This is a genomic window from Pseudomonas sp. PS01303 (assembly GCF_029959385.1).
GTDB lineage: Bacteria > Pseudomonadota > Gammaproteobacteria > Pseudomonadales > Pseudomonadaceae > Aquipseudomonas > Aquipseudomonas rustica.
The window spans coordinates 1-24,551 of the sequence record NZ_JASCPK010000089.1 but is presented as its reverse complement, the minus strand read 5'-3'; the positions used below and the strand labels follow the sequence as shown (position 1 = coordinate 24,551).

The following is a 24,551-nucleotide window of genomic DNA, read 5'->3' as shown; positions in this document are numbered from 1 at the left end:
GAATATGCCCACCAGTTCGGCCAACCCGCCCCTGTAAGAGCTGCCGAAGGCCGCGATCTTTTGATCTTGTTTTTAAAGATCAAAAGATCGCGGCCTTCGGCAGCTCCTACAGAGGTCGTGTCAGTTAGATCGGGTTGGGGATGTCGATGAAGATGTGTTCGAGGGCGAAGCGTTTTGCCAGGTAGTCGCCCAGTGCCTGCACGCCGTAGCGTTCGGTGGCGTGGTGGCCGGCGGCGATGAAGCTGATGTCGTTTTCGCGAGCGCTGTGGAAAGTCTGCTCAGACGCTTCGCCACTGAGGAACAAATCGACACCCGCCGCGACGCCGTGATCGATGTAGCCTTGGCCACCGCCAGTGCACCAACCGACCCGACGAATCATCGGGTTGCCTTCAATCAGCAGCGGCTCACGGCCCATGACTTCCTGCACTTTGCGGGCGAAGTCGCGGGCGGTCATCGGGTCTTTCAACGAGCCGACCAGGCCGACGATTTTCAGGTTATCCGGATCCAGCGGCCCTTCCACCGTGATGTCCAACTGACGCGCCAGTTGCACGTTATTGCCCACGTCCGGGTGCAGATCCAGCGGCAAGTGATAGGCGAGCAAGCTGATGTCGTGCTTGAGCAGCGTCTTCAACCGGCGCTGTTTCATGCCGGTGATGCACGGGTTTTCGCCCTTCCAGAAGTAACCGTGATGCACTAGCACCAGATCCGCCCCGGCCTCAACGGCAGCGTCGAGCAAGGCCTGACTGGCAGTGACGCCACTGACAATACGCATCACCTGCGGCCGGCCTTCGACCTGCAAGCCGTTGGGGCAATAATCGGCGATTTTCGCACTGCCAAGGTAACGGTCGGCTTCTTCGACGAGGGTGCTGAGGGCAACGGCCATGAAAGACTCCTAAATATCCCGTTCAGAGGCACGCGCGGCCTCGTATAATGCGCGACATTATGGGCGGTCTGACCCCGCCTGCAACTTTTCCAGGACGTGCTTAATGTTCAAGGCGCTGCGTTTTATGGGCTGGCCGTTGTTGGCCGGTGTGCTTATCGCTCTGTTGATTATTCAGCGTTACCCGCAATGGGTCGGGCTGCCGAGCCTCGACGTCAACCTGCAACAGGCCCCGCAAACCACCAGCGTGCAGCAGGGCCCGGTGTCCTATGCCGACGCGGTGACCATCGCGGCGCCGTCGGTGGTCAACTTGTACACCACCAAAGTCATCAACAAGCCGAACCATCCGCTGTTCGAAGACCCGCAGTTCCGCCGCTTCTTCGGTGACAACTCGCCGAAGCAAAAGCGTATGGAATCGAGCCTCGGTTCCGGCGTGATCATGAGCCCGGAAGGCTACATCCTCACCAACAACCACGTCACCAGCGGCGCCGATCAGATCGTCGTGGCGTTGAAGGACGGTCGTGAAACCCTCGCCCGCGTCATCGGCAGCGACCCGGAAACCGACCTCGCTGTCCTCAAGATCGATTTGAAAAACCTGCCGGCGATCACTGTCGGCCGCTCTGACAACATCCGTATCGGCGATGTCGCGCTGGCCATCGGCAACCCGTTCGGTGTCGGCCAGACCGTGACCATGGGCATCATCAGCGCCACCGGCCGCAACCAGTTGGGCCTGAACAACTACGAAGACTTCATCCAGACCGACGCGGCGATCAACCCGGGCAACTCCGGCGGCGCGCTGGTCGATGCCAACGGCAACCTCACCGGCATCAACACGGCGATTTTCTCCAAGTCCGGGGGCTCGCAGGGCATCGGTTTTGCCATTCCGGTGAAACTGGCGATGGAAGTGATGAAGTCGATCATCGAACACGGCCAAGTGATCCGTGGCTGGCTGGGGATTGAAGTGCAGCCGCTGACCCAGGAACTGGCCGAGTCGTTTGGCTTGTCCGGGCGTCCGGGGATCGTCGTGGCGGGGATCTTCCGCGATGGCCCGGCACAGAAGGCCGGCCTGCAATTGGGTGACGTGATCCTGAGCATTGATGGCGAGCCGGCGGGTGATGGTCGTCGCTCGATGAACCAGGTTGCGCGGATCAAACCGACTGACAAGGTGACGATTCAGGTGATGCGCAACGGCAAGGAGTTGAAGCTCACCGCTGAAATCGGCCTGCGTCCACCACCGGCGCCAGTGCAGGAAAAAGAAGAGTAAAACTTTTTTCGCGCCAGGCGCGCGAATAAAAGACATTCTCAAAAGGCATGTTATATTGTTTCAATTATAGGAATTGGAACAACATAACATGTCGTCTCGAACAAAGGCCTCCCTGCTCGGCCTGAGCCTCGGTTTGCTGGTTGATCCAGCCTTCGCCGAAGAAACGCAACCCCTCGAACTCGACGCCATCAGCGTCATCTCCGATTACGAATCGCCAACCGGCCCGGTCAAGGGTTATCGCGCCACGCGTTCATCCAGTGCTACCAAAACCGACACGGCGATTCGTGATATCCCGCAAGCAATCAGCGTAGTACCCGCCAGCGTGCTCAAGGATCTGGGCAGCACCAGCGTCGAGCGCGCATTGGATTTTGCTGGCGGCGTGTCGAAGCAGAACAACTTCGGCGGCCTGACGCTTTACGAGTACAGCGTGCGCGGCTTCACCACCTCTGAGTTCTACAAGGACGGTTTCAGCGCCAATCGCGGTTACCCGAGCAAGCCAGATGCGGCCAACATCGAACGCATTGAAGTGCTCAAAGGCCCGGCCGCCAGCCTGTATGGCCGAGGCGATCCGGGCGGCACGGTGAACATCGTCACCAAGAAACCGCAGCCCGAAGCGTTTACCACCCTGCAAACCAGCGCCGGCAGTTGGGATCGTTATCGCACCGCGCTGGACGTCAACACGCCGCTGGATGATCAGGGCGATGTGCTCTCGCGGATCAACCTCGCGGTGGAGGACAACAACAGTTTTCGCGACCACGTCGACAGCAAGCGCGTGTTCGTCGCGCCTTCGATCAGTTGGCAATTGAACCCGGACATGTCGCTGTTGGTGGAAAGCGAAATCGTCCGCCTCAGCTCCACGTTTGATCGCGGCATCGTTGCGCCGAACAACAGATGGAGCGGCGTGTCGCGCTCGACCTTCCTCGGTGAACCCAACGACGGCAACATCGACAACCACAACAACCTGCTGCAAGCGACCCTCGAACATCACCTCAACGACAGCTGGAAGTTGCGCCTGGCCAGCCATTACAAGGACGGCAAACTCTGGGGCTTCGCTTCGGAAGCGCGTCCGCTGAACGCCGACGGCCACACCGTCAACCGCCGCTATCGCGAGCGCGACACCAACTGGCACGACAGCATCACCCAACTGGAGCTGCGTGGCCTGTTCGACCTCGGCCCGTGGCAACACGAACTGCTGATCGGCAGCGAGTACGAGAACTTCCGCAAGAACGAGCGCGTCACCACGATTGCTGGCGGCCCCTACGCGATTGACATCTACAACCCGATCTACGGCCAGCCGAAACCCAACGGTGCACGCTCGGGCACGGATACGTTCGAACACGTCGAAAGCCATGCGCTGAACCTGCAGGATCAAATCATCTTCACCGACAAACTGCGCGGGATGATCGGTGCGCGTTTCGAACATTTCGATCAACACATCGACGATCACAGCCGCAACGCCACAAGCAACCAACGGCATGACGCCCTCACCCAACGCGCCGGCCTGCTCTATCAACTGACGCCGCAAACCGGTCTGTTCGCCAACGCCTCGACCTCGTTCAAACCGAACAATGGCCTCGACGCGTCCGGCAAATCCTTCGACCCGGAAGAAGGCGTCGGCTACGAAGTCGGCATCAAGAACGAGCTGTTCGACGAGCGCCTGAGCAGCACCCTCGCCTTCTTCCACATCGACAAGGAAAACGTCCTCGCCCTCGACCCGGGCACCGACACCAGCCGCGCGATGGGCAAGGCGCGCAGTCGCGGCTTCGATTGGCAAGTCACCGGGCAAGTCACCGATGCGGTGCGGGTGATCGGTGCCTTCGCTTATATCGACGCCGAAGTCACTCAGGGTGACGCGGTGATTCCCACCGGCAGCCGCATCCTCGGCGTGGCCAAACGCAGCGGCAGTCTGCTCGGGGTGTATGAGTTTCAGGATGGCCGTTTGCGCGGCTCGGACGTCGGCGCGGCGTTCAATTATGTCGGCGACCGTTCCGGTGAATCCGGCAGCGATTTTGAATTGCCGGCCTATCACACCGTCGACCTGCTGGCCCACTACAAGGCCAGCGACAACGTCACCGTCGGCCTGAATCTGAACAATGTTTTCGACGAAAAATACTACGAGCGCTCGTACAGCAATTACTGGGTCAACCCCGGCGAGCCGCGCAATTTCACCGTCAGCCTGACACTCAATCTGTAAAAGGACGTCACCATGCAATACGGCAAAACCCTCGTGCTCATCGCCGCCCTGTTCGCCGGCCAAGTCTCGGCTCATGGCCTGTGGACCGAACAACGGCGCGGCAATATCGAAGTGATCTACGGCCATGGCGCCGAAGACAACGCGTTCAAGGCGCAGAAAATCAGCGGCGCCTGGGCTTATGACGCGGGCGGAAAAATGATTCCGGTCAGCGTTGAGCGACTCGCCGATCACGCACGTTTGAAACCGCTGAAGTCGCCTGCGGTGATGGCCGTGGCGCTGAATAACGGCATGTGGTCGCAGACGGCTGACAAGAAGTGGGTAAATGAAGGCCGCAGCAAAGTACCGGGCGCTGTCGAGGCGACGGAGACGTTTAAATACAGTCTGGCGATTTATCAGCCGGGGGCGAAGTTGCCGAAGCTGGATCAGATCAAGCTGCTGATTGTGCCGGAGGTTGATCCACTGACGGTGGGGCCGGGGAAATCATTGCCGGTGCGGGTGTTGCTGGATGGCAAACCGGCGGCGGGCGTGAAGTTGATTGGCGACTATCGCAATGCGCCGAACACGTTGAGCGCCGAGACGGATAAGGATGGCCGTGCGCAAGTATTGGTGAGAAATGAAGGGCTGAATGTGATTGCGGCGCAGGTTGAGGTGCCGGTGAAGGACAGTGCTGATGTGAATAGTCGTGGGTTGTTTAGTTCGCTGACATTCCTTGGCGAACCGCATCACGAATAAGAGCAGACCCTCACCCCAGCCCTCTCCCAGAGGGAGAGGGAGCCGACCGAGGTGTCTTGCGGTGTACATCGACCTGAAAGACCGAGTCGATTATGGATTCGGTAAAGCAGCATCAGGTCGGTGCAATTCAACAGCATCCCCCAATCAGTCCCCTCTCCCTTTGGGAGAGGGTTAGGGTGAGGGGCTCTTGCCTTTAAAGGTCGCCCAGACCGTCGATCAGCGCCTGATTCTGCTCCGGCGTGCCAATCGAAATCCGCAGGAACTGCGCAATCCGCTCTTGCTTGAAGTGCCGCACAATCACGCCTTGCTCGCGCAATTTAGCCGCCAGCCCCGCCGCATCATGCTGCGGATGCCGCGCAAAGATGAAGTTCGCCGCCGACGGCAACACCTCAAAACCCTTGGCCTGCAACTGAGCGATCACCCACTCGCGGCTCTCGATCACCAACCGGCAGGTCTTGTCGAAATACTCGCGATCTTCGAACGCGGCAGCAGCACCGACAATCGCCAGACGATCCAGCGGATAGGAGTTGAAGCTGTTCTTGATCCGCTCCAGCGCCTCGATCAAGTCCGGATGCCCCACCGCCAGCCCCACGCGCAAACCGGCCAGCGAGCGCGATTTGGACAGGGTCTGCGTCACCAGCAGATTCGGATAACGATCGACCAGACTGATCGCCGTCTCGCCGCCGAAGTCGATATACGCCTCATCAACAACCACCACAGAATCCGGGCTGGCCTTGAGGATTTGCTCGACCGCTTCCAGCGCCAGCAGGCAACCGGTCGGGGCGTTCGGGTTAGGGAAAATGATCCCGCCGTTCGGCTTGGCGTAGTCGGCCGGGTCGATCTGGAACTGTGCGTCCAGCGGCACCGCATCAAACTTGATGCCGTACAAACCGCAGTAAACCGGATAGAAGCTGTAGCTGATGTCCGGGAACAGCAGCGGCTGATCGTGTTGCAGCAGACCGTGGAAAATGTGCGCGAGCACTTCATCCGAACCGTTGCCGAGGAACACCTGATTGCTCTGCACGCTGTAGTAGTTGGCGACTGCGGTTTTCAGCAGATCGCTGTTCGGATCCGGGTACAGACGCAGGTTGTCATTCAGCTCGACCTGCATGGCCGCCAAGGCTTTTGGCGATGGCCCGTACGGGTTTTCGTTGGTGTTGAGCTTGACCAGTTTGGTCAGCTTCGGTTGTTCGCCCGGCACGTACGGCACCAGATCTTTAACGAACGGGCTCCAGAATTTACTCATGTTCAGTTCCCCTTCGATTCGTCTTTGATGCGGTATTCGGCGCTGCGCGCGTGGGCGCTCAGCGATTCGCCACGGGCCAGAATCGACGCAGTCTTGCCCAGCTCAGAGGCACCGGCCTCGGAGCAGAAGATGATCGACGAACGTTTCTGGAAGTCATACACACCCAGCGGCGACGAAAACCGCGCGGTGCCGGAGGTCGGCAATACGTGGTTCGGGCCCGCGCAGTAATCGCCCAGCGCTTCGGAGGTGTGACGGCCCATAAAGATCGCGCCGGCGTGGCGGATCTGCGGCAGCCAGGCTTGCGGATCAGCGACCGACAACTCCAAGTGTTCCGGGGCGATGCGGTTGGCGACTTCGATGGCTTGGGCCATGTCCTTCACGTGAATCAACGCACCACGGCCATTGATCGAGGTTTCGATGATGGTCGCGCGATCCATGGTCGGCAGCAGTTTGTCGATGCTGGCGGCGACCTTGTCGAGGAACTCGGCGTCCGGGCTGACCAGAATCGCCTGCGCGTCTTCGTCGTGCTCGGCTTGCGAGAACAGGTCCATGGCGATCCAGTCCGGATCGGTCTGGCCGTCGCACACCACGAGAATTTCCGAAGGGCCGGCAATCATGTCGATGCCAACCTGACCGAACACGTGGCGCTTGGCCGTGGCGACATAGATGTTGCCCGGGCCAACCACCTTGTCGACTTTCGGCACGCTTTCGGTGCCGTACGCCAACGCGGCAACGGCTTGTGCGCCACCGATGGTGAACACGCGGTCAACGCCAGCGATGCACGCCGCCGCCAGCACAAGCTCGTTGATCTCACCGCGCGGGGTCGGCACGACCATGACCACTTCGGTCACGCCAGCAACCTTGGCCGGAATCGCGTTCATCAATACAGAGGATGGGTACGACGCCTTGCCACCCGGCACGTACAGACCGGCGCGATCCAGCGGCGTGACCTTCTGGCCCAGCACGGTGCCGTCAGCCTCGGTGTAGCTCCAGGAATCCTGCTTCTGTTTTTCGTGGTAGCTGCGCACGCGGGCGGCGGCTTTTTCCAGTGCTTCGCGCTGCGGCACGGTGATGCGCGTCAGCGCCAGTTCCAGACGCTCGCGCGGCAGGATCAGGTCGGCCATCGACGCGACTTCGAGGCCGTCGAACTTCTGGGTGAACTCGACCAGCGCCGCGTCACCGCGTTCGCGCACAGCCTTGATGATGTCCAGCACGCGCTGATTGACCGAGTCGTCAGACACACTTTCCCAGCTCAGCAGATGATCCAGATGATGCGCGAAATCCGGGTCAGCAGCGTTGAGTCGGCGAATTGCAGTCGTTGCGGTCATAGCGAGAGCCTCATAGGAATGGCAAAAAACTCAGGCGCCGAAACTATCATTCGATCCGCTTAGGCACCTGAGAATTCTGGCTATGAGGCGGATAGACGGCGCGACCCAGGGTCGCGCAGGTAAATCAGCCGCGGTGTCGAGACTCCACTGCATTGCGCAGGGTGTCGATCAACGCCTGGATTCGGGCGTGTTGCATTTTCATCGAAGCCTTGTTGACCACCAGGCGCGAGCTGATCGTGGCGATCAGTTCCTGAGGTTCCAGACCGTTGGCGCGCAGGGTGTTGCCGGTGTCGACGACGTCGATGATCTTGTCGGCGAGACCGATCAGCGGTGCCAGCTCCATCGAGCCGTAAAGCTTGATGATGTCGACCTGACGGCCCTGCTCGGCGTAGTAACGCTTGGCGACGTTGACGAACTTGGTCGCCACGCGCAGACGGCCCTTGGGCTCTGGCGCACCGATCTTGCCGGCGGTCATCAGTTTGCACTGCGCGATTTGCAGATCCAGTGGCTCGTACAGGCCCTGGCCGGTGTATTCCATCAACACGTCTTTACCGGCGACGCCGAGGTCGGCCGCGCCATGCTCGACATAGGTCGGCACGTCAGTGGCGCGCACGATCAGCAGACGTACGTCTGGCTGAGTCGTAGGAATAATCAGCTTGCGGCTCTTGTCCGGATTCTCGGTCGGCACGATGCCCGCTTCGGCGAGAAGCGGCAGGGTGTCGTCAAGGATGCGGCCCTTGGACAGTGCGATGGTCAACATGGGAAACGTCAGTCCTTATCAAGGTACTCATGCCCGGTCGCAATCGGCGCCGGACACACATCGAGCCGGAAACCGGCTCGACTCAAAACGAATTCAACGGACACGTCCCTGTGTCCACGTGCAGCAATCAGCCCGGAACGCGACGGATCTTGGCGCCCAGCATCTGCAGTTTTTCTTCGATGCACTCGTAACCACGGTCTATGTGGTAGATGCGGTCGATCAGGGTGTCGCCTTCAGCAACCAGAGCCGAGATCACCAGGCTGGCCGAAGCACGCAGGTCGGTGGCCATGACTGGCGCGCCCTTGAGAACTTCAGTACCGGTAACGATGGCAGTGTTGCCTTCGACCTGGATCTTGGCGCCCATGCGGTGCAGTTCGTATACGTGCATGAAACGGTTTTCGAAGATCGTCTCGATCACCGCACCGGTGCCTTCGGCAATGGCGTTGAGCGAGATGAACTGTGCCTGCATGTCAGTCGGGAAAGCCGGGTACGGCGCGGTGCGCACGTTCACGGCTTTCGGACGTTTGCCGTGCATGTTCAGCTCGATCCAGTCTTCACCGCAGGTGATTTCTGCGCCGGCTTCACGGAGTTTATCCAGAACGGCTTCGAGGATGGTCGGATCGGTGTCCTTGACCTTGACGCGGCCACCGGTCACGGCAGCAGCGACCAGGTAGGTGCCGGTTTCGATACGGTCAGGCATCACTTTGTAGAAGCACGAACCCAGACGCTCGACGCCATCAATGGTGATGGTGTCGGTGCCGGCGCCGGAGACCTTGGCGCCCATGGCGTTGAGGAAGTTCGCCAGGTCAACCACTTCAGGTTCGCGAGCGGCGTTCTGCAACACGCTGCGGCCCTTGGCCAGAGCAGCGGCCATCATGATGTTCTCGGTACCGGTCACACTGACGGTATCGAAGAAGAAGCTTGCACCGCGCAGGCCACCTTCAGGCGCCTTGGCCTTGATGTAGCCGCCTTCGACGTCGATGACCGCGCCCATGGCTTCAAGACCACGGATGTGCAGGTCGACCGGACGCGAACCAATGGCGCAACCGCCAGGCAGTGCGACTTCGGCTTCACCGAAACGGGCAACCATCGGGCCCAGTACCAGGATCGACGCACGCATGGTTTTCACCAGTTCGTACGGGGCGATCAGGGTCTTGATGGTGCGCGGGTCGATTTCGACGCTGAGTTTCTCGTCGATCACCGGCTCAATGCCCATGCGACCAAACAGCTCGATCATGGTGGTGATGTCGTGCAGGTGCGGCAGGTTGCCAACGGTCACCGGGCCATCGCACAGCAGCGTGGCAGCCAGGATCGGCAGGGCAGAGTTCTTTGCCCCGGAAATGCGGATCTCGCCATCAAGACGAGCGCCACCGGTAATAATCAATTTATCCATAAGAATCTCGACGCCCTTAGGCTCAGGTGCGCTCGGCCCAGGCCGCGCTGCTGAAAAATTTCATAGTGACCGCATGGATGCTGCCATCGGTGATCCATGGGTTCAAATGGGCATAGATCTGCTGCTGACGCTTCACCGGGCTCAACGCCGCCAGTTCATCGCTAATCACGTTCAGCTGGAAATTGCAGCCTTCGCCCTCAACTTCTACCAACGTTCCGGGCAGCTTTCCTTCAAGGAAGCTCTTCACTTCTACGGCCTGCATGCTCAACCTCAATCGGCGCCCTGTGCGCACGGGTCGGACATCATACAAAAAAGCCCCGCGCCTGCGAACCCCGCATGGCAGGACTCTGACGGGGGGCTTCTTTATAGATGCGGGTTCAGGGATGCGCCAACAGCTCGGTCAGTTCGCTGACCTGAGCGATTTCGCGCATGTCTTCGGGCATTGCGCGGATGCTCACAGCCTTGCCGGCCGCTTGCGCATCGCGCATGAAGCACAGCAGCAACGACAGGCCGACGCTGCTGGACTTCTTCACTGCCGAACAATCGATGACCAGCGATGACGCCTTGCTGGACTTGATCAACGCCTGCCCTTCCTTTCGCAAGTCAGGGCCGGTGCGGTAATCCAGCACTCCGCTGAGCAATAGCTCGTCGACATCACTCATACGAACTGCTGCCTCATTCATTGCGCTGGGTTCTTTTCGGTGGATTCCTTGGCCTTGGCCACTTCACCCGCCCAACCGTTGATGGTCTTGTCGAGGTCGTTGCCATTGCGCTGCATCGCGTCAGCGAACTGGTCACGGAACAGTTTGCCAATGTTGATGCCGTTGATGATCACGTTGCGCAGCTTCCACTCGCCGTTGATCTTCTCCAGCGTGTATTGCACTGGATAGATCGCGCCGCTGCTGCCCTTCACAACCATGCCAACACTGGTGCGATCGCCCGACTCATCCTTGGCAGGATCGACGGTAATGCCCTGGTTGTTGTATTCAAGCAAGGCGTTGCCGTAGAACTGGAACAGACCTTTCTTGAAGTTTTCTTCGAAGGTCTTCATCTGCGCAGGGGTGGCCTTGCGCGAATACTTGACCGTCATGATGCTTTTGGAGATGCCCTCGGCGTCCACTACCGGTCCGACGATGGTGTTGAGCGCGGTGTAGAAATCGCTCGGATCCTGCTTGTACTTTTCTTTGTTGGCAGCCAGGTCGGCCAGCAACCGGGTGGTTGTGTCCTGAACCAGATCATGTGCCGAAGTCACAGCAGCAACGGCATTACCCATCAACGGCAGGGCCGCGAGTAATACCAACAGACTGCGTCGCAAGATAGAGATCATTCAAAGCTCCTCATTTGGCATCTTTGCTAACGGTATTGAGCAGAAATTTACCGATCAGGTCTTCCAGTACCAGAGACGACTGCGTGTCGTGGATGGTTCCGCCATCCGTCAGCGGCTTGTCTTCGCCACCGACGCTGATACCGATGTACTTCTCGCCCAGCAGACCAGCGGTCAGGATAGACGCTGTGGAGTCAGTCGGCAGGTTGTCGACCTTTTTATCCACTTGCAGGGTCACCCGACCGGTGAAGCTGTCGCGATCCAGATCGATCGCCGTGACCTTGCCGATGGTTACACCGGCCATGGTCACTTTGGCTCTGACCGTCAAACCGGCGATATTGTCAAAGTAGGCATAAAGTTTATACGTGTCGGTGGTCGATGTCGGAGACAGACCACTGACGCGCAGTGCAAGCAGCAGCAAAGCCAGGATCCCTGCCAGCAGGAACAGGCCGACACCGATTTCCAGGGTGCGGTTTTGCATCAGAAATCTCCAAACATCAAAGCGGTCAGAATAAAGTCCAGGCCGAGCACTGCCAGCGAGGCAAATACCACAGTCTTGGTGGTGGCACGACTGATCCCCTCGGAAGTGGGCTCGCAGTCATAGCCTTGGAATACGGCGATCCAGGTGACGACAAAGGCAAAAACTACACTCTTGATGACGCCATTGAGCACATCGCTGGTGAAGTTGACGCTGTTTTGCATGTTCGCCCAGTAGGAACCTTCATACACGCCCAACCAGTCGACAGCCACCCACGAACCGCCCCAGATACCCACCACGCTGAAAATCATCGCCAGCACCGGCAGGGAAATGAAGCCGGCCCACAGACGCGGGGCAATGATGTACTTGAGTGGGTCGACGCCGATCATTTCCAGGCTGGACAGCTGTTCGGTGGACTTCATGTTGCCGATTTCTGCAGTCAGCGCAGAACCGGCACGCCCGGCGAACAGTAGAGCAGTGACGACCGGGCCGAGTTCACGCAGCAACGTCAGCGCAACCATCTGCCCGACCGCCTGCTCCGAACCGTAGCTCGACAGAATGCTGAAGCCCTGCAGCGCCAGCACCATGCCGATGAAAATCCCGGAAACAACAATGATCACCAGCGACATCACGCCGACTGAATGCAGCTGCTTGACCAGCAGGCCGAAGCCACCGCTGATACCGCCACGCCCCAGCAAGGCATGAAACAGGAACAACGTTGCCCGACCGAACACCGCAATGGCGTCGATCGCAGCTGCGCCGAAACGGCGTACGCGTTCTATTAATGAAAGTCTGCGCATCAACGCTTCCCCAGAAGATCTGCGCGGTAATCCGTCGCTGGAAAGTGGTACGCCACCGGGCCATCCGGGTTGCCGGTCATGAATTGACGGATACGCGGCTCGTCCGAGTTCATCAACTCGTCCGGCGTGCCCTGCCCCAACACCTGACCATCACCGACGACATAAATGTAGTCGGCGATGCTCGCGGTCTCGGCCAGATCGTGGGAAACCACGATACTGGTGATCCCCAGCGCATCGTTGAGCAGACGGATCAGGCGCACCAACACGCCCATGGCGATCGGATCCTGGCCGACGAACGGTTCGTCATACATGAGAATCTGTGGATCGAGGGCAATGGCGCGGGCCAATGCAACACGACGTTTCATGCCACCGGACAGCTCATCGGGCATCAGCTCGATGGCGCCGCGCAAACCCACCGCCTGCAATTTGAGCAGGACGATGTCGCGGATCATTTCTTCCGGCAATTCGGTATGAACGCGCAGGGGAAAAGCGACGTTCTCGAAAACATCGAGATCGGTGAACAGGGCGCCACTTTGAAACAGCACACCCATGTGCTTGCGCGCGTCGAACAGATCGCTGCGCGAAAGCTTCGGCAGGTTCTGACCGTTGACCCAGACCTCACCGCTGGTTGGACGCAATTGTGCGCCCATCAACCGCAGCAGCGTGGTCTTGCCACACCCGGAAGGCCCCATGATGCCGGTGACCTTGCCGCGCGGGATACGGATATCGACGTTATTGAAAATGCTGCGCGCACCGCGCTTGAAGGAGACTCCCTTCAGCTCGACCGCGTAGGCGTTATCGGCACTCATCTAAACTCCTTGCGATGCAGCCTCTCACTCGGACGCCAGGCTTTCCTGGAAAAGCACATACATCCCGGGCAGGCCGAACTGGCGGCGAACTATATCACTGCAAAGGGCGCGCGCCCAAGGCTTGTGCCGGGCCGTGTTCAACGATATGACAGGGTTACAGACGCTTTTTCGGGCTTTTAGTTACGGCGAATGACAAAGCACGACGAACTTGCGTGAGGCTTTGCCACATAACCGCTATAATCGCCGCCTTTTCATCGGGCTATACGATTTCTGACATGAGCCAAACCAGCGACCTGATTCAATCGGCACAACGCACCATCCGCCTCGAAGTGGAAGCCGTTCAAGGCTTGCTGCCCCATATCGACGCCGATTTCGTACGCGCTTGCGAGATGATTCTGGCCAGTAAGGGCCGTGTAGTCGTGGTCGGCATGGGCAAATCCGGGCACATCGGCAACAAGATTGCCGCGACCCTGGCCAGCACCGGCACCCCTGCATTCTTCGTGCACCCGGCCGAAGCCAGCCATGGCGACATGGGCATGATCACTCGTGATGACGTGATTCTGGCCCTGTCCAATTCGGGCTCGACCAACGAGATCGTCACCCTGCTGCCGTTGATCAAACGCCTGGGTATCCAGTTGATCAGCGTCACCGGCAATCCACAATCGCCGCTGGCCAAGGCTGCCGAGGTCAATCTCAACGTTCACGTCGAGCACGAAGCCTGCCCGCTCAACCTGGCACCGACCTCGTCGACGACGGCTGCACTGGTCATGGGCGATGCCCTGGCGGTGGCGCTGCTCGAAGCTCGCGGTTTTACCGCTGAAGATTTCGCGTTTTCCCATCCCGGTGGTGCATTGGGCCGTCGTCTGCTGCTGAAAGTCGAAAACGTCATGCACGCTGGTCAGGAGCTGCCGCAAGTACAACGCGGCACCCTGCTCAAAGATGCCTTGATGGAAATGACCCGCAAGGGTCTGGGCATGACCGCCATTGTTGAAGCCGACGGTAAACTCGCCGGGATCTTCACCGACGGTGATTTGCGCCGCACGCTGGATCGCAGCATCGATATCCGCAGCGCGACCATCGACCAGGTGATGACCGCTCACGGCAAAACCGCCCGGCCCGACATGCTCGCTGCCGAAGCGCTGAAAATCATGGAAGACCACCGAATCAACGCATTGGTAGTCGTCGATGAGGATGATCGCCCGATTGGCGCCTTCAACCTCTCCGATCTGCTGCGCGCAGGAGTCATGTAATGAGCAACGATCTGCTGCAACGCGGCAAAGCGATCAAACTGGCGGTGTTCGACGTCGATGGCGTCCTCACTGACGGGCGCCTGTACTTCCTTGAAGACGGCAGCGAATTCAAGACTTTCAATACACTCGACGGTCAAGGCATCAAAATGTTGATGAACGCTGGCGTGCAAACCGCCATCATCAGCGGTCGAAAGACACCAGTGGTTGAACGTCGGGCGAAAAATTTGGGCATCCCGCACCTTTTTCAGGGGCGTGAAGACAAATTGGTCGTTCTCGACGGTCTACTTGAACAACTGGGCCTAAGCTATGAACAGGTCGCCTACCTCGGTGACGACCTTCCTGACCTGCCGGTGATCCGCCGCGTAGGCCTGGGCATGGCGGTTGCCAACGCTGCTGATTTCGTCCGCGAACACGCCCATGGCGTGACCCGGGCCCGAGGCGGCGAAGGTGCTGCCCGCGAATTCTGCGAATTGATCCTGCGCGCCCAGGGCCGCCTCGATGCGGCCAACGCCGCGTACCTGTGAGCCAAACCATGTTCAGCAAAAAATTTCGCACCTTCCTGCTGTTTGGCTGCATCGCTGCGCTGTTTGCTGCGGTCGGCTACTGGAACATCAGCCCGGAACGCTTTCTCGACAAGCCGCCAGTGACGACCGAGGAAAACCCGATCGACTGGTACGCGACCAACACGCACACTCTGCAATATCTGCCGGATGGCGGCGTGCAGTATGAAATGACGTCGGACAAAGCCGAGCACGTCAAGGCAACCGACATTGTTCTGGTCACCAAACCCGACCTGAACATGTACCGCGGCACTGACTTTCCGTGGCACGTGACCAGCGAGCGCGGAGAAGTGAATCCGGGCGGTACACAAGTAGAATTGATTGACTCGGTGCGTATCAAACGCACTGACGAACAAAACCGCGACCTGCTGGTCACTTCCACGCGCATGACCGTGTTCCCGCAGGAGCAATATGCGCAGACCGAGCAACCCGTTAGAATCGACGGCGCTGGCGGTGTATCAACCGGCGTTGGCATGAAAGCGTACCTGAAGGAAAGCAGGATACACCTGCTATCGAACGTAAGAGGACAGTATGAGGCTCGTTAAAACCCTCCCTATTTTGCTCAGTCTGGGCGCAGCACTGGGAAGCGTGAGCGCCTGGGCTCTGCCGAACGATCAGCAGCAACCTATCCGTATTCAGGCCGACGACGCCCAACTGGACGACAAGAACGGCATCGCCACCTATAAAGGTGATGTGATCATCACCCAGGGTTCGATGATCGTTAAAGGCAATACGGTGACTATCACCCGCACGCCAGCCGGCGATATCGACGTTGTAACGTCGGTGGGTAACCTTGCCTACTTCGAGCAACTGCAAACCCAGGGTGACGCCAAGCCTGTACAGGGCTGGGGCGTGACGATTCAGTACCACGCCGCGCAAAACCGCGTCGTGCTGATCGACAAGGCCAAGGTCGTCGACAAGGACAACAACACGACTCAGGGCGAGAAAATCGTCTATGACACCGTGAAGAAACTGGCCAGCGCCGGTCGCGCTACCGGCAGCAAAGTCACCGAATCGCGTCCGCGTATCGACATGGTGATCCAGCCGAAGAAGAAAACCGACGAGAAGACCCAGTAATGGCAACTCTGAAAGCTCAGCACCTGGCCAAGGCCTATAAAAGCCGCCAGGTCGTGCGTGACGTCAGCCTGTCGATCGACAGCGGCCAGATTGTTGGTTTGCTTGGCCCGAACGGTGCCGGTAAAACCACCTGCTTCTACATGATCGTAGGTTTGGTACAGGCCGATCAGGGCCGCGTGCTGATCGACGATCTGGACGTCAGCCACCAGCCAATGCACGGTCGTGCCAAGGCCGGTATCGGCTATCTGCCGCAAGAAGCGTCGATCTTCCGCAAACTGTCGGTGGCCGACAACATCATGGCCATCCTCGAGACCCGTCAGGAACTCGACAAGGCCGGTCGCCGCAAAGAGCTGGAAAGCCTGTTGCAGGAATTCCACATCACGCACATCCGCGACAACCTCGGCATGAGCCTGTCCGGTGGTGAACGTCGCCGGGTGGAAATCGCTCGCGCACTGGCCACCGCGCCAAAATTCATCCTGCTCGACGAACCGTTCGCCGGTGTCGACCCGATCTCGGTCGGCGACATCAAGCAGATCATCCACCACCTCAAGGCCAAGGGCATCGGTGTCCTGATCACCGACCACAACGTCCGCGAGACGCTGGATATCTGCGAAACCGCTTACATCGTCAACGACGGTCAACTGATCGCCGAAGGTGACGCCGAAACCATCCTGGCCAACGAACTGGTCAAGGAAGTGTATCTGGGTCACGAGTTCCGCCTGTAAGCGTCACAGTGCCCGGTGCGCAGCCGGAGTGCTGTATCGATTCAAGCTGGATTTAATACGCTTAATTGTTACAGCGCTCTAGGCAAACACTTCAGTTTCAGGCATATAATTTGCTTAAGTTTGGCGCTTCGGCGCCCTGTAGTGGATGGCGCATAGCGCCGGCGAATAAGGTGTTAAGCCCCTGCCATGAAACCATCGCTAGTCTTGAGAATGGGCCAGCAGCTGACGATGACACCGCAGCTGCAACAGGCCATCCGCCTGCTCCAATTGTCGACCCTGGATCTGCAACAGGAAATCCAGGAGGCTCTGGAATCCAATCCGATGCTCGAACGCCAGGAAGAAGGCGACGACTTCGACAACTCGGATCCCATGGCCGACAACGCCGAACAGAAGCCCACCGAGATCCAGGAACCTTCCTATCAGGAAGCCGCACCGACCGTCGATAACCTCGAAGACGGCGAATGGAACGAACGCATCCCCAACGAACTTCCGGTCGACACTGCCTGGGAAGACGTTTACCAGACCAGCGCCAGCAGCCTGCCCAGCAGCGATGATGACGAGTGGGATTTCACCACCCGCACCTCCGCCGGCGAAAGCCTGCAAAGCCACTTGCTGTGGCAACTCAACCTCGCACCGATGTCCGACACCGATCGCCTGATCGCCGTGACCCTGATCGATTGCATCAACAATCAGGGCTACCTGGACGAAACCCTCGAAGAAATTCTCGAGGCGTTCGATCCGGAACTGGACATCGAACTGGATGAGATCGAAGCCGTCCTGCACCGCATTCAACAATTTGAACCGGCCGGTATCGGCGCGCGCAACCTCAGCGAATGCCTGCTGCTGCAATTGCGTCAGCTGTCGGCCAAGACGCCTTGGCTGGCGGAAGCCAAACGTCTGGTCAGCGATTACATCGATTTGCTCGGCAGCCGTGATTACAGCCAGTTGATGCGCCGTATGAAGCTCAAGGAAGACGAGCTGCGCCAGGTCATCGAACTGGTACAAAGCCTCAATCCGCGTCCGGGCTCGCAGATCGAATCGACCGAAGCCGAATACGTCGTCCCTGACGTCATCGTGCGCAAGGACAACGAGCGCTGGCTGGTCGAGCTGAATCAGGAATCGATGCCACGCCTGCGCGTCAACGCGCAGTACGCCGGCTTTGTGCGTCGCGCCGACACCAGCGCCGACAACACTTTCATGCGCAATCAGTTGCAGGAAGCCCGCTGGTTCATCAAGAGCCTGCAGAGCCGCAACGAAACCCTGATGAAAGTTGCCACCCAGATCGTCGAGCATCAGCGCGGTTTTCTGGAGTACGGCGACGAAGCCATGAAGCCGTTGGTGCTGCACGACATCGCCGAAGCGGTGGGCATGCACGAATCAACGATTTCCCGGGTGACCACGCAGAAATTCATGCATACCCCGCGCGGTATTTATGAACTGAAATACTTTTTCTCCAGCCACGTCAGCACCTCTGAAGGCGGTGAATGCTCGTCCACGGCGATCCGCGCGATCATCAAAAAACTGGTTGCCGCGGAAAATCAGAAAAAGCCGTTGAGTGACAGCAAGATCGCTGGTTTACTGGAGGCACAAGGCATTCAGGTGGCTCGCCGCACCGTCGCCAAGTACCGCGAATCCCTCGGGATCGCGCCTTCGAGCGAACGCAAGCGGTTGATGTAAGCCACGTTACAGCGTTCCAGTGGCAGGCTATCCGGCCTGCCGCTTTATGCACTGGCAACGAAGGAGAAGCTGTATGCAAGTCAACATCAGTGGACACCAACTGGAAGTGACCCAACCTCTGCGTTCCTACATCGAGGAAAAACTCCAACGACTGGAGCGACATTTCGACAAGATCACCAACGTGCAAGTCACGATGTGTGTCGAAAAGCTGAAGCAGAAAATCGAAGCCACCTTGCATATTCCCGGCAGCGAAGTGGTCGCCAACGCAGAAGATACTGATATGTACGCTGCGATCGACTCACTGACCGACAAGCTGGATCGCCAACTCAAAAAGCATAAGGAAAAGACCCAGAGCCTCCTCCAGGGCGCGACCGGTCGATAACCCCCCATTCCATGATCCGACTTGAAAGTATCCTGACCCCCGGCCGTTCCCTCGTGAACGTGCCGGGCGGCAGTAAAAAGAAAGCCCTCGAACAAATTGCCAACCTGATCGCCCGCGAAGTGCCGGATCTGGAGATGCAAGATGTCTTCGAGGCTCTGATTGCCCGTGAAAAACTCGGTTCGACCGGTTTTGGCAACGGCATCGCCATTCCCCATTGCCGCCTGAAAGGTTGTGTAACGCCAATCAGCGCGTTGATGCACCTTCAAGCCCCTATCGATTTCGACGCCATCGACGGCGCGCCGGTTGACCTGCTGTTTGTTCTGCTGGTCCCGGAAGCCGCCACCGATGCGCACCTGGAATTACTGCGCCAGATCGCCAGCATGCTGGATCGCAAGGATGTGCGCGATAAACTGCGCAGCGCTCCGAGCAACGAAGCCTTGTACCAGGTCGTACTGGACGAGCAAAACGGGCAGTAATCATGCGTTTGATCATCGTCAGTGGCCGTTCCGGCTCGGGTAAAAGCACCGCACTGGATGTCCTTGAGGACAACGGTTATTACTGCATCGACAACCTGCCGGCGGGTTTACTGCCGGAACTGGCCGAACGAGCGCTGATTCACACCGAATTGGCGCAACCGCTGGTCGCCGTATCGATTGACGCGCGCAACCTGCCAAGCCATTTGTCACGCTTTCCCGAATTGCTCGAAGTCGTCCGTAGCCGGCACATTCAATGCGATGTGTTGTACCTGGATGCCGACGAGGAAACCCTGCTCAAGCGTTTCTCGGAGACCCGCCGCCGCCACCCGCTGAGCAATGCCAACCGCTCGCTGGCCGAGGCGATTCAGGATGAAACCGCCCTGCTCGGCCCGATCGCCGACCTGGCTGATCTGAAGATCAACACCACCAGTCTGAACCTGTACCAGTTGCGCGACACCATCAAGCTGCGCCTGCTGAATCAGCCGGAGCCGGGCACGGCGTATCTGGTTGAGTCATTCGGCTTCAAGCGCGGCATGCCGGTGGATGCCGATCTGGTGTTTGATGTGCGCTGCCTGCCCAACCCGTACTGGAAGCCGGAACTGCGTACGCAATCAGGGCTCGATGCGCCGGTGGCTGAATATCTGGCAGCGCAACCTGACGTCGAAGAAATGTTTCAGGACATCTTCACTTACCTGCACAAATGGCTGCCGCGCTTCGCAGCGAGCAACCGCGCCTACGTCACGATTGCCATTGGCTGCACCGGCGGGCATCACCGCTCCGTCTACCTGACCGAACGTCTGGGTCAGGCCCTGCAGAAAACCCTGAAGAACGTCCAGGTTCGCCACCGCGACCTCACTTAAAGGATTCACACCGCGATGCCTGCTCTGGAAATCGAAATCATCAACAAACTGGGCCTGCATGCCCGCGCATCGGCCAAGTTCGTTGGCGTGGCCGGGCAGTATCCGGATTGCACGATCAGAGTGGGCCGCACACCAGAGACCACGGTTGATGGCAAAAGCATCATGGCGATGATGATGCTGGCGGCTGGCAAGGGCACCAAGATCTATCTGAGTACTGAAGGGCATCAGGAACAGGAAGCGCTGGATGCGCTGGTGGCGTTGATCAACAACTACTTTGACGAGGGTGGTTGAAAGTCAAAAGCAAAAGATCGCAGCCTGCGGCAGCTCCTACATTGGAAGGGGCAATTACGGTTACCCGCGGCGCACATAATCCCTGTAGGAGCTGCCGCAGGCTGCGATCTTTTGATCTGCTTCAACCCAACGCCGTATCCATCACCATCATCAAACAAAACCCGCTCAACAAGCCAAGACTGGCCAGTTTGTCATGACCATTGCGTCGCGACTCGGGGATCACTTCGTGGGTCACCACCAGCAGCATCGCCCCCGCCGCCAGCGCCAATCCTAACGGCAACAACACCTGCGCAAGACTGACCAGCCACGCGCACAACAGCGCAAACACCGGTTCAACCAGTCCAGACGCCGCGCCGATCAAAAACGCTTTGACCCGCGACATCCCCGCCCCGGCCAATACCAACGCAATCACCAGACCTTCCGGCACATCCTGCAAAGCGATGCCCATGGCCAGGCTGTCCGCATCCGGCATGCCGCCACCGGCAGACACACCGACGGCCATGCCTTCAGGGATGTTATGGGCAATGATGGCGAACACGAACAACCAGATCCGTGGCGGAATCACTGGGCGATCGACAGTGCCGACGAGCATTTCCGGGGACGCGCCCGAGACTTTGAGATCAACCAGATACAACCCGAACGCACCGAGCATGATGCCAAAGCAGATCAGGCCACTGGCGCCCCACGGCGTCAGGCCAAGACTCTCAGCAGCGGCGATGCCCGGCACGATCAGCGAAAACGCCGTCGCCGCCAGCATCACCCCGGCACCAAACCCCAGCAACGTATCGCTGAGTGCCTGCGGCATGCGCCGAATCACCAGCACCGGCACCGCACCAAGCGCCGTGCCGAGCGCGCAGATCGCACCACCCTGCAACGCCCGTAACAGTCGCGGTTCGAGGTTCAGCCACGCCAGTCCGTGGGCAACCAGCAAGGTCATCCCCGCCAACAGCAATAGCGATCCCACTGCGTAACGAAACATACGCCCACTTCCGATCGCCAGTGTTTCAGTGCCCATAGTCAGCCTTGGATTGTTTTTATAGATGACTTAAACCAGTGCGGCCTGATAGCGCGCAGCAACTTCCGGCCAATTGATCACGTTGTAGAACGCATTGATGTATTCCGGGCGACGGTTCTGATAGCGCAGGTAGTAGGCGTGTTCCCAGACGTCGAGACCGAGAATCGGCGTGTTGCCGTTCATCAACGGGCTGTCCTGGTTGCCGCTGCTTTCCACGATCAGTTTTTTCTCCGGGGTCACGCTGAGCCAGGCCCAGCCGCTGCCGAAACGGGTCAGTGCGGCTTTGGTGAAGGCTTCCTTGAAACTGTCGAGGCCCCCCAATTGCTCATCAATCGCCTTGGCCAGCGCGCCATCCGGTTTGCCGCCACCGCTTGGCACCATCACTTCCCAGAACAGCGAGTGGTTGGCGTGACCGCCGCCCTGATTGATCACCGCCGCGCGAAGTTTTTCCGGCAGATCTTTAACGCTGGCGACCAGTTTTTCCACCGGCCACTCGGCGTATTCAGTGCCTTCTACCGCGGCGTTGAGGTTGTTGATGTAAGTCTGGTGATGCTTGGTGTAGTGAATCTCCATGGTCTGCGCATCGATGTGCGGTTCGAGGGCGTCGTAGGCGTAAGGCAAGGCAGGCAAGGTAAAAGCCATTTCAATGGACTCCATGGTGATGTGGGGCAGGCGCGCGGCGCGCATTGCCGGTATCCGGGTGCAAGAGGCGTTGAGTGCGCGGGTATTCGCCGTGTTCGCTGATGAAATTCAGCAGCTCGACGTAGGTCTTGCTGCTCTGGCGCAGCGCCGCTTCACGCAATGCCAGGCGCTGGCGTTCGTCCTGCATGGTTTGCAACAGCCGTTGATGGATGGCGCAGAGGTATTCGGCGCTCTCCTCCGGCTGATTCAGACGCAGGTGCAAATCCGCGAGGTTGTGGTGCGAGATGACGCAAGCCGCCACCGCTTCGTCGGCGTCCGCCCAGCGTTCGAACAACACTTGCGCCAGGGCCAGGGCTTGCAGGTAAGCCTCACGGGCGTCGATCAGTTCGCCCAGCATGAAGCAGCGATTAGCCCGTTCGATCGTGCGTTTCCAGTGCTCCATGGTGAGCCTCCAAAGCGGTTGCGGGGTTTACACGCCGCCGGCGGTGAGTTTCTCGGGATTGAGTAACTCTTCCAGTTGGCTGCGTGACAGATCGGTGTGTTCCAGGGCGACGTCGATCACCGGACGGCCTTCTTTGTAGGCCTGCTTGGCGATTTCGGCGGCTTTCTGGTAACCGATGATCGGGTTGAGTGCAGTGACCAGAATCGGGTTGCGCGACAACGCTTCTTTCAAGCGCGATTCGTTGACCTTGAAGCTGGCGATGGCTTTGTCGCCGAGCAGGCGGCTGGAATTGGCCAGCAGTTCGATGCTGCTCAACAGGTTCTGCGCGATGATCGGCAGCATCACGTTCAATTCGAAGTTGCCCGACTGGCCGGCGATGGTGATCACCGAATCGTTGCCGATCACTTGTGCGGCAACCATGGCGGTGGCTTCCGGAATCACCGGATTGACCTTGCCCGGCATGATCGACGAGCCCGGTTGCAGGGCTTCCAGTTCGATTTCACCGAGGCCGGCGAGCGGGCCGGAGTTCATCCAGCGCAGGTCGTTGGCGACTTTCATCAAAGTGACGGCGATGGCTTTGAGTTGGCCGGAAACTGCGACGGCGGTGTCTTGCGAACCGATCAGCGCGAACAAGTCTTTGCCCGGGGTGAATTGCACGTCGGTCAATTGGCTCAACTGACGGCTGAAACGCGCGGCGAACTCAGGATGTGCGTTGATCCCGGTGCCGACCGCTGTGCCGCCCTGCGCGAGGGATTGCAGGCTCGGCAACAAATCCTGCAGATGAGCGATGTTGGCCTTGAGCTGCTGCGCCCAGCCGTTGAGCACCTGACTCATGCGCACCGGCATAGCGTCCATCAAATGCGTGCGACCGGTTTTAACGTGGTGATGCACTTGCCCGGCCTTGTGCTCGATCACTTGCACCAAGTGCAGCAGCGCCGGCAGCAATTGTTCGTGCAGGGCCAGCGCGGCGCTGACGTGGATGGTGGTCGGAATGATGTCGTTGTTGCTCTGGCCGCAGTTGACGTGATCGTTGGCGTTGACCGGCTCGCCGATCAGGCGACTGGCCAGGGTGGCAATCACTTCGTTGGCGTTCATGTTGGAGCTGGTGCCGGAGCCGGTCTGGAAAATATCCACCGGAAAATGCTGCATGAAGTCGCCTTCGAGCAGGCCTTGCGCGGCGTCGCTGATGGCTTTGCCTTGAGCGGCGCTGATCTGGTTCAGCTCAACGTTGGCGCGGGCGGCGGCGGCTTTGGCGAGGATCAACGCGCGGATGAATTGCTTGGGCATCGGTTTGCCGCTGATCGGGAAGTTATCCACTGCGCGCTGGGTCTGCGCGCCGTAGAGAGCGTCCACCGGCACCTGCAGTTCGCCCATGCTGTCGCGCTCAATACGTGTCTTGGTCATCTGTAAATCCTTGGACTAATTCAATGAGAGGAATCGAGGGAAGCAACTCGCAAGTGGCGAGCTGCCAGGTGTAGCGCTGCCAGCGTTTGAGCCGGCATTTGCACAGGGACAGGCGCTCCATTTCACGCAGCGGGCGCCAGGCTTGGTCGAGACAGAGGCTGCGCCAGTGCCACGGCAGCGCGATGTCGGTGGCCGTGTCGAGCAGCAAACGGAAGGAGGTTTCGGCGACCGTCCAAGGTGAGGTCGCGGTGCAACAAGACAGGTACCGGCCCTCGGCCAGGTAATGTTCGATCAGGCGCGGTTCGTCAGGATCCATCGCGCAACGGATCTGGCGACTCATCCAGCGCCAGCTTTCGAGGTACGGCTGCTCGTGCAAGGCAGAACTCATGATCCGGGGCTCATCCGATAATGAGATTTATTATTAGATGATAATGAGAACCAAAACAAGAGCGCACGCTTTTGTAGGAGCCGAGCTTGCTCGCGAAGGCGTCGTGTCAGCCAATATTGATGTCGACTGACATGCCGCCTTCGCGAGCAAGCTC

At 59.0% G+C, this 24,551-nt stretch carries 29 protein-coding genes; 13 read left to right on the top strand and 16 right to left on the bottom strand.

Annotation, left to right across the window (positions count from 1 at the left end; all coding sequences use genetic code 11):
- Positions 1 to 124: 124 nt before the first annotated feature.
- Entirely contained in the window at positions 125 to 883 is a 759-nt protein-coding gene (locus QMX93_RS20920; protein WP_053117132.1) for a Nif3-like dinuclear metal center hexameric protein, read from the bottom strand.
- A 103-nt stretch (positions 884 to 986) separates the two neighbouring features.
- Between QMX93_RS20920 and algW the strand changes: the two genes are divergently transcribed.
- From algW to QMX93_RS20905, 3 genes are all read left to right on the top strand, one after another.
- The gene (algW, locus tag QMX93_RS20915) at positions 987 to 2,144 is read left to right on the top strand and encodes a Do family serine endopeptidase AlgW (protein WP_159812161.1); all 1,158 of its coding nucleotides are present in this window, start codon (positions 987 to 989) and stop codon (positions 2,142 to 2,144) included.
- A gap of 88 nt (positions 2,145 to 2,232) precedes the next feature.
- On the top strand, positions 2,233 to 4,338 hold the full coding sequence (locus QMX93_RS20910) for a TonB-dependent siderophore receptor (protein WP_282357832.1): 2,106 nt from the start codon (positions 2,233 to 2,235) through the stop codon (positions 4,336 to 4,338).
- A 12-nt stretch (positions 4,339 to 4,350) separates the two neighbouring features.
- Positions 4,351 to 5,070 (top strand): DUF4198 domain-containing protein, encoded by a 720-nt coding sequence (locus QMX93_RS20905; RefSeq protein WP_053117124.1) that lies wholly within the window; start codon positions 4,351 to 4,353, stop codon positions 5,068 to 5,070.
- 193 nt (positions 5,071 to 5,263) lie between these two features.
- Here QMX93_RS20905 and hisC read toward each other — a convergent pair whose 3' ends face one another.
- The 10 genes from hisC to QMX93_RS20855 all read right to left on the bottom strand — a co-directional run bounded on the left by hisC (position 5,264) and on the right by QMX93_RS20855 (position 13,208).
- On the bottom strand, positions 5,264 to 6,316 hold the full coding sequence (hisC, locus tag QMX93_RS20900) for a histidinol-phosphate transaminase (protein ID WP_282357831.1): 1,053 nt from the start codon (positions 6,314 to 6,316) through the stop codon (positions 5,264 to 5,266).
- Between the two features lie 2 nt (positions 6,317 to 6,318).
- Positions 6,319 to 7,644 carry a histidinol dehydrogenase gene (gene hisD / locus QMX93_RS20895; RefSeq protein WP_212544069.1) on the bottom strand — a complete coding sequence of 442 codons (1,326 nt, stop codon included), beginning with the start codon at positions 7,642 to 7,644 and terminating at the stop codon, positions 6,319 to 6,321.
- Between the two features lie 124 nt (positions 7,645 to 7,768).
- Positions 7,769 to 8,404, bottom strand: a complete 636-nt coding sequence (gene hisG, locus QMX93_RS20890) for an ATP phosphoribosyltransferase (RefSeq protein ID WP_053117119.1) — start codon at positions 8,402 to 8,404, stop codon at positions 7,769 to 7,771.
- A 127-nt stretch (positions 8,405 to 8,531) separates the two neighbouring features.
- Positions 8,532 to 9,797 carry a UDP-N-acetylglucosamine 1-carboxyvinyltransferase gene (murA, locus tag QMX93_RS20885; RefSeq protein WP_053117117.1) on the bottom strand — a complete coding sequence of 422 codons (1,266 nt, stop codon included), beginning with the start codon at positions 9,795 to 9,797 and terminating at the stop codon, positions 8,532 to 8,534.
- Positions 9,798 to 9,819: 22 nt separating this feature from the next.
- Entirely contained in the window at positions 9,820 to 10,059 is a 240-nt protein-coding gene (locus QMX93_RS20880) for a BolA family protein (protein WP_007912386.1), read from the bottom strand.
- 115 nt (positions 10,060 to 10,174) lie between these two features.
- Entirely contained in the window at positions 10,175 to 10,480 is a 306-nt protein-coding gene (locus tag QMX93_RS20875) for an STAS domain-containing protein (RefSeq protein WP_053117115.1), read from the bottom strand.
- Positions 10,477 to 11,124 (bottom strand): ABC transporter substrate-binding protein, encoded by a 648-nt coding sequence (locus QMX93_RS20870; protein ID WP_282357830.1) that lies wholly within the window; start codon positions 11,122 to 11,124, stop codon positions 10,477 to 10,479. The genes QMX93_RS20875 and QMX93_RS20870 overlap by 4 nt, the downstream gene beginning before the upstream one ends.
- Before the next feature lie 10 nt (positions 11,125 to 11,134).
- Complete coding sequence (gene mlaD, locus QMX93_RS20865) at positions 11,135 to 11,602, bottom strand: outer membrane lipid asymmetry maintenance protein MlaD (protein ID WP_053117111.1); 468 nt, start codon at positions 11,600 to 11,602, stop codon at positions 11,135 to 11,137.
- The gene (gene mlaE, locus QMX93_RS20860) at positions 11,602 to 12,399 is read right to left on the bottom strand and encodes a lipid asymmetry maintenance ABC transporter permease subunit MlaE (RefSeq protein ID WP_053117109.1); all 798 of its coding nucleotides are present in this window, start codon (positions 12,397 to 12,399) and stop codon (positions 11,602 to 11,604) included. Before mlaE ends, mlaD begins: the two co-directional genes overlap by 1 nt.
- Positions 12,399 to 13,208 carry an ATP-binding cassette domain-containing protein gene (locus QMX93_RS20855; protein WP_159812156.1) on the bottom strand — a complete coding sequence of 270 codons (810 nt, stop codon included), beginning with the start codon at positions 13,206 to 13,208 and terminating at the stop codon, positions 12,399 to 12,401. Before QMX93_RS20855 ends, mlaE begins: the two co-directional genes overlap by 1 nt.
- Before the next feature lie 275 nt (positions 13,209 to 13,483).
- Between QMX93_RS20855 and QMX93_RS20850 the strand changes: the two genes are divergently transcribed.
- The 10 genes from QMX93_RS20850 (at position 13,484) to QMX93_RS20805 (ending at position 20,506) form a co-directional block, all read left to right on the top strand.
- Entirely contained in the window at positions 13,484 to 14,458 is a 975-nt protein-coding gene (locus tag QMX93_RS20850) for a KpsF/GutQ family sugar-phosphate isomerase (protein ID WP_053117105.1), read from the top strand.
- The gene (locus QMX93_RS20845) at positions 14,458 to 14,982 is read left to right on the top strand and encodes an HAD family hydrolase (RefSeq protein WP_095119477.1); all 525 of its coding nucleotides are present in this window, start codon (positions 14,458 to 14,460) and stop codon (positions 14,980 to 14,982) included. Before QMX93_RS20850 ends, QMX93_RS20845 begins: the two co-directional genes overlap by 1 nt.
- 8 nt (positions 14,983 to 14,990) lie before the next feature.
- A complete protein-coding gene (lptC, locus tag QMX93_RS20840; protein ID WP_053117101.1) occupies positions 14,991 to 15,563 on the top strand; it encodes an LPS export ABC transporter periplasmic protein LptC in 573 nt (190 codons plus the stop codon).
- Positions 15,550 to 16,095: a lipopolysaccharide transport periplasmic protein LptA gene (gene lptA, locus QMX93_RS20835; RefSeq protein ID WP_053117099.1), complete on the top strand. Its 546-nt coding sequence runs from the start codon at positions 15,550 to 15,552 to the stop codon at positions 16,093 to 16,095. Before lptC ends, lptA begins: the two co-directional genes overlap by 14 nt.
- Positions 16,095 to 16,820, top strand: a complete 726-nt coding sequence (lptB, locus tag QMX93_RS20830) for an LPS export ABC transporter ATP-binding protein (RefSeq protein WP_053117097.1) — start codon at positions 16,095 to 16,097, stop codon at positions 16,818 to 16,820. Before lptA ends, lptB begins: the two co-directional genes overlap by 1 nt.
- 186 nt (positions 16,821 to 17,006) lie before the next feature.
- Positions 17,007 to 18,497, top strand: a complete 1,491-nt coding sequence (locus QMX93_RS20825) for an RNA polymerase factor sigma-54 (protein WP_053117096.1) — start codon at positions 17,007 to 17,009, stop codon at positions 18,495 to 18,497.
- Positions 18,498 to 18,570: 73 nt separating this feature from the next.
- A complete protein-coding gene (gene raiA, locus QMX93_RS20820) occupies positions 18,571 to 18,879 on the top strand; it encodes a ribosome-associated translation inhibitor RaiA (RefSeq protein ID WP_007912419.1) in 309 nt (102 codons plus the stop codon).
- Positions 18,880 to 18,890: 11 nt separating this feature from the next.
- Entirely contained in the window at positions 18,891 to 19,355 is a 465-nt protein-coding gene (gene ptsN, locus QMX93_RS20815) for a PTS IIA-like nitrogen regulatory protein PtsN (RefSeq protein ID WP_053117095.1), read from the top strand.
- A gap of 2 nt (positions 19,356 to 19,357) precedes the next feature.
- On the top strand, positions 19,358 to 20,215 hold the full coding sequence (gene rapZ, locus QMX93_RS20810; RefSeq protein ID WP_282357828.1) for an RNase adapter RapZ: 858 nt from the start codon (positions 19,358 to 19,360) through the stop codon (positions 20,213 to 20,215).
- 15 nt (positions 20,216 to 20,230) lie between these two features.
- The gene (locus QMX93_RS20805) at positions 20,231 to 20,506 is read left to right on the top strand and encodes an HPr family phosphocarrier protein (protein WP_008085079.1); all 276 of its coding nucleotides are present in this window, start codon (positions 20,231 to 20,233) and stop codon (positions 20,504 to 20,506) included.
- A 121-nt stretch (positions 20,507 to 20,627) separates the two neighbouring features.
- Here the strand turns inward: QMX93_RS20805 and QMX93_RS20800 are convergent, their stop codons facing one another.
- From QMX93_RS20800 to QMX93_RS20780, 5 genes are read right to left on the bottom strand one after another with little or no spacing between them, the layout of a single operon-like run.
- Positions 20,628 to 21,521: a ZIP family metal transporter gene (locus QMX93_RS20800; protein ID WP_053117093.1), complete on the bottom strand. Its 894-nt coding sequence runs from the start codon at positions 21,519 to 21,521 to the stop codon at positions 20,628 to 20,630.
- A 30-nt stretch (positions 21,522 to 21,551) separates the two neighbouring features.
- Positions 21,552 to 22,163 carry a superoxide dismutase gene (locus tag QMX93_RS20795; RefSeq protein ID WP_053117092.1) on the bottom strand — a complete coding sequence of 204 codons (612 nt, stop codon included), beginning with the start codon at positions 22,161 to 22,163 and terminating at the stop codon, positions 21,552 to 21,554.
- 1 nt (position 22,164) lies between these two features.
- On the bottom strand, positions 22,165 to 22,605 hold the full coding sequence (locus tag QMX93_RS20790; RefSeq protein ID WP_016984162.1) for a hypothetical protein: 441 nt from the start codon (positions 22,603 to 22,605) through the stop codon (positions 22,165 to 22,167).
- A gap of 27 nt (positions 22,606 to 22,632) precedes the next feature.
- The gene (locus QMX93_RS20785) at positions 22,633 to 24,009 is read right to left on the bottom strand and encodes a class II fumarate hydratase (protein ID WP_282357827.1); all 1,377 of its coding nucleotides are present in this window, start codon (positions 24,007 to 24,009) and stop codon (positions 22,633 to 22,635) included.
- Positions 23,990 to 24,397: a FagA protein gene (locus tag QMX93_RS20780; RefSeq protein ID WP_212544072.1), complete on the bottom strand. Its 408-nt coding sequence runs from the start codon at positions 24,395 to 24,397 to the stop codon at positions 23,990 to 23,992. Before QMX93_RS20780 ends, QMX93_RS20785 begins: the two co-directional genes overlap by 20 nt.
- Between the last annotated feature and the right edge of the window lie 154 nt (positions 24,398 to 24,551).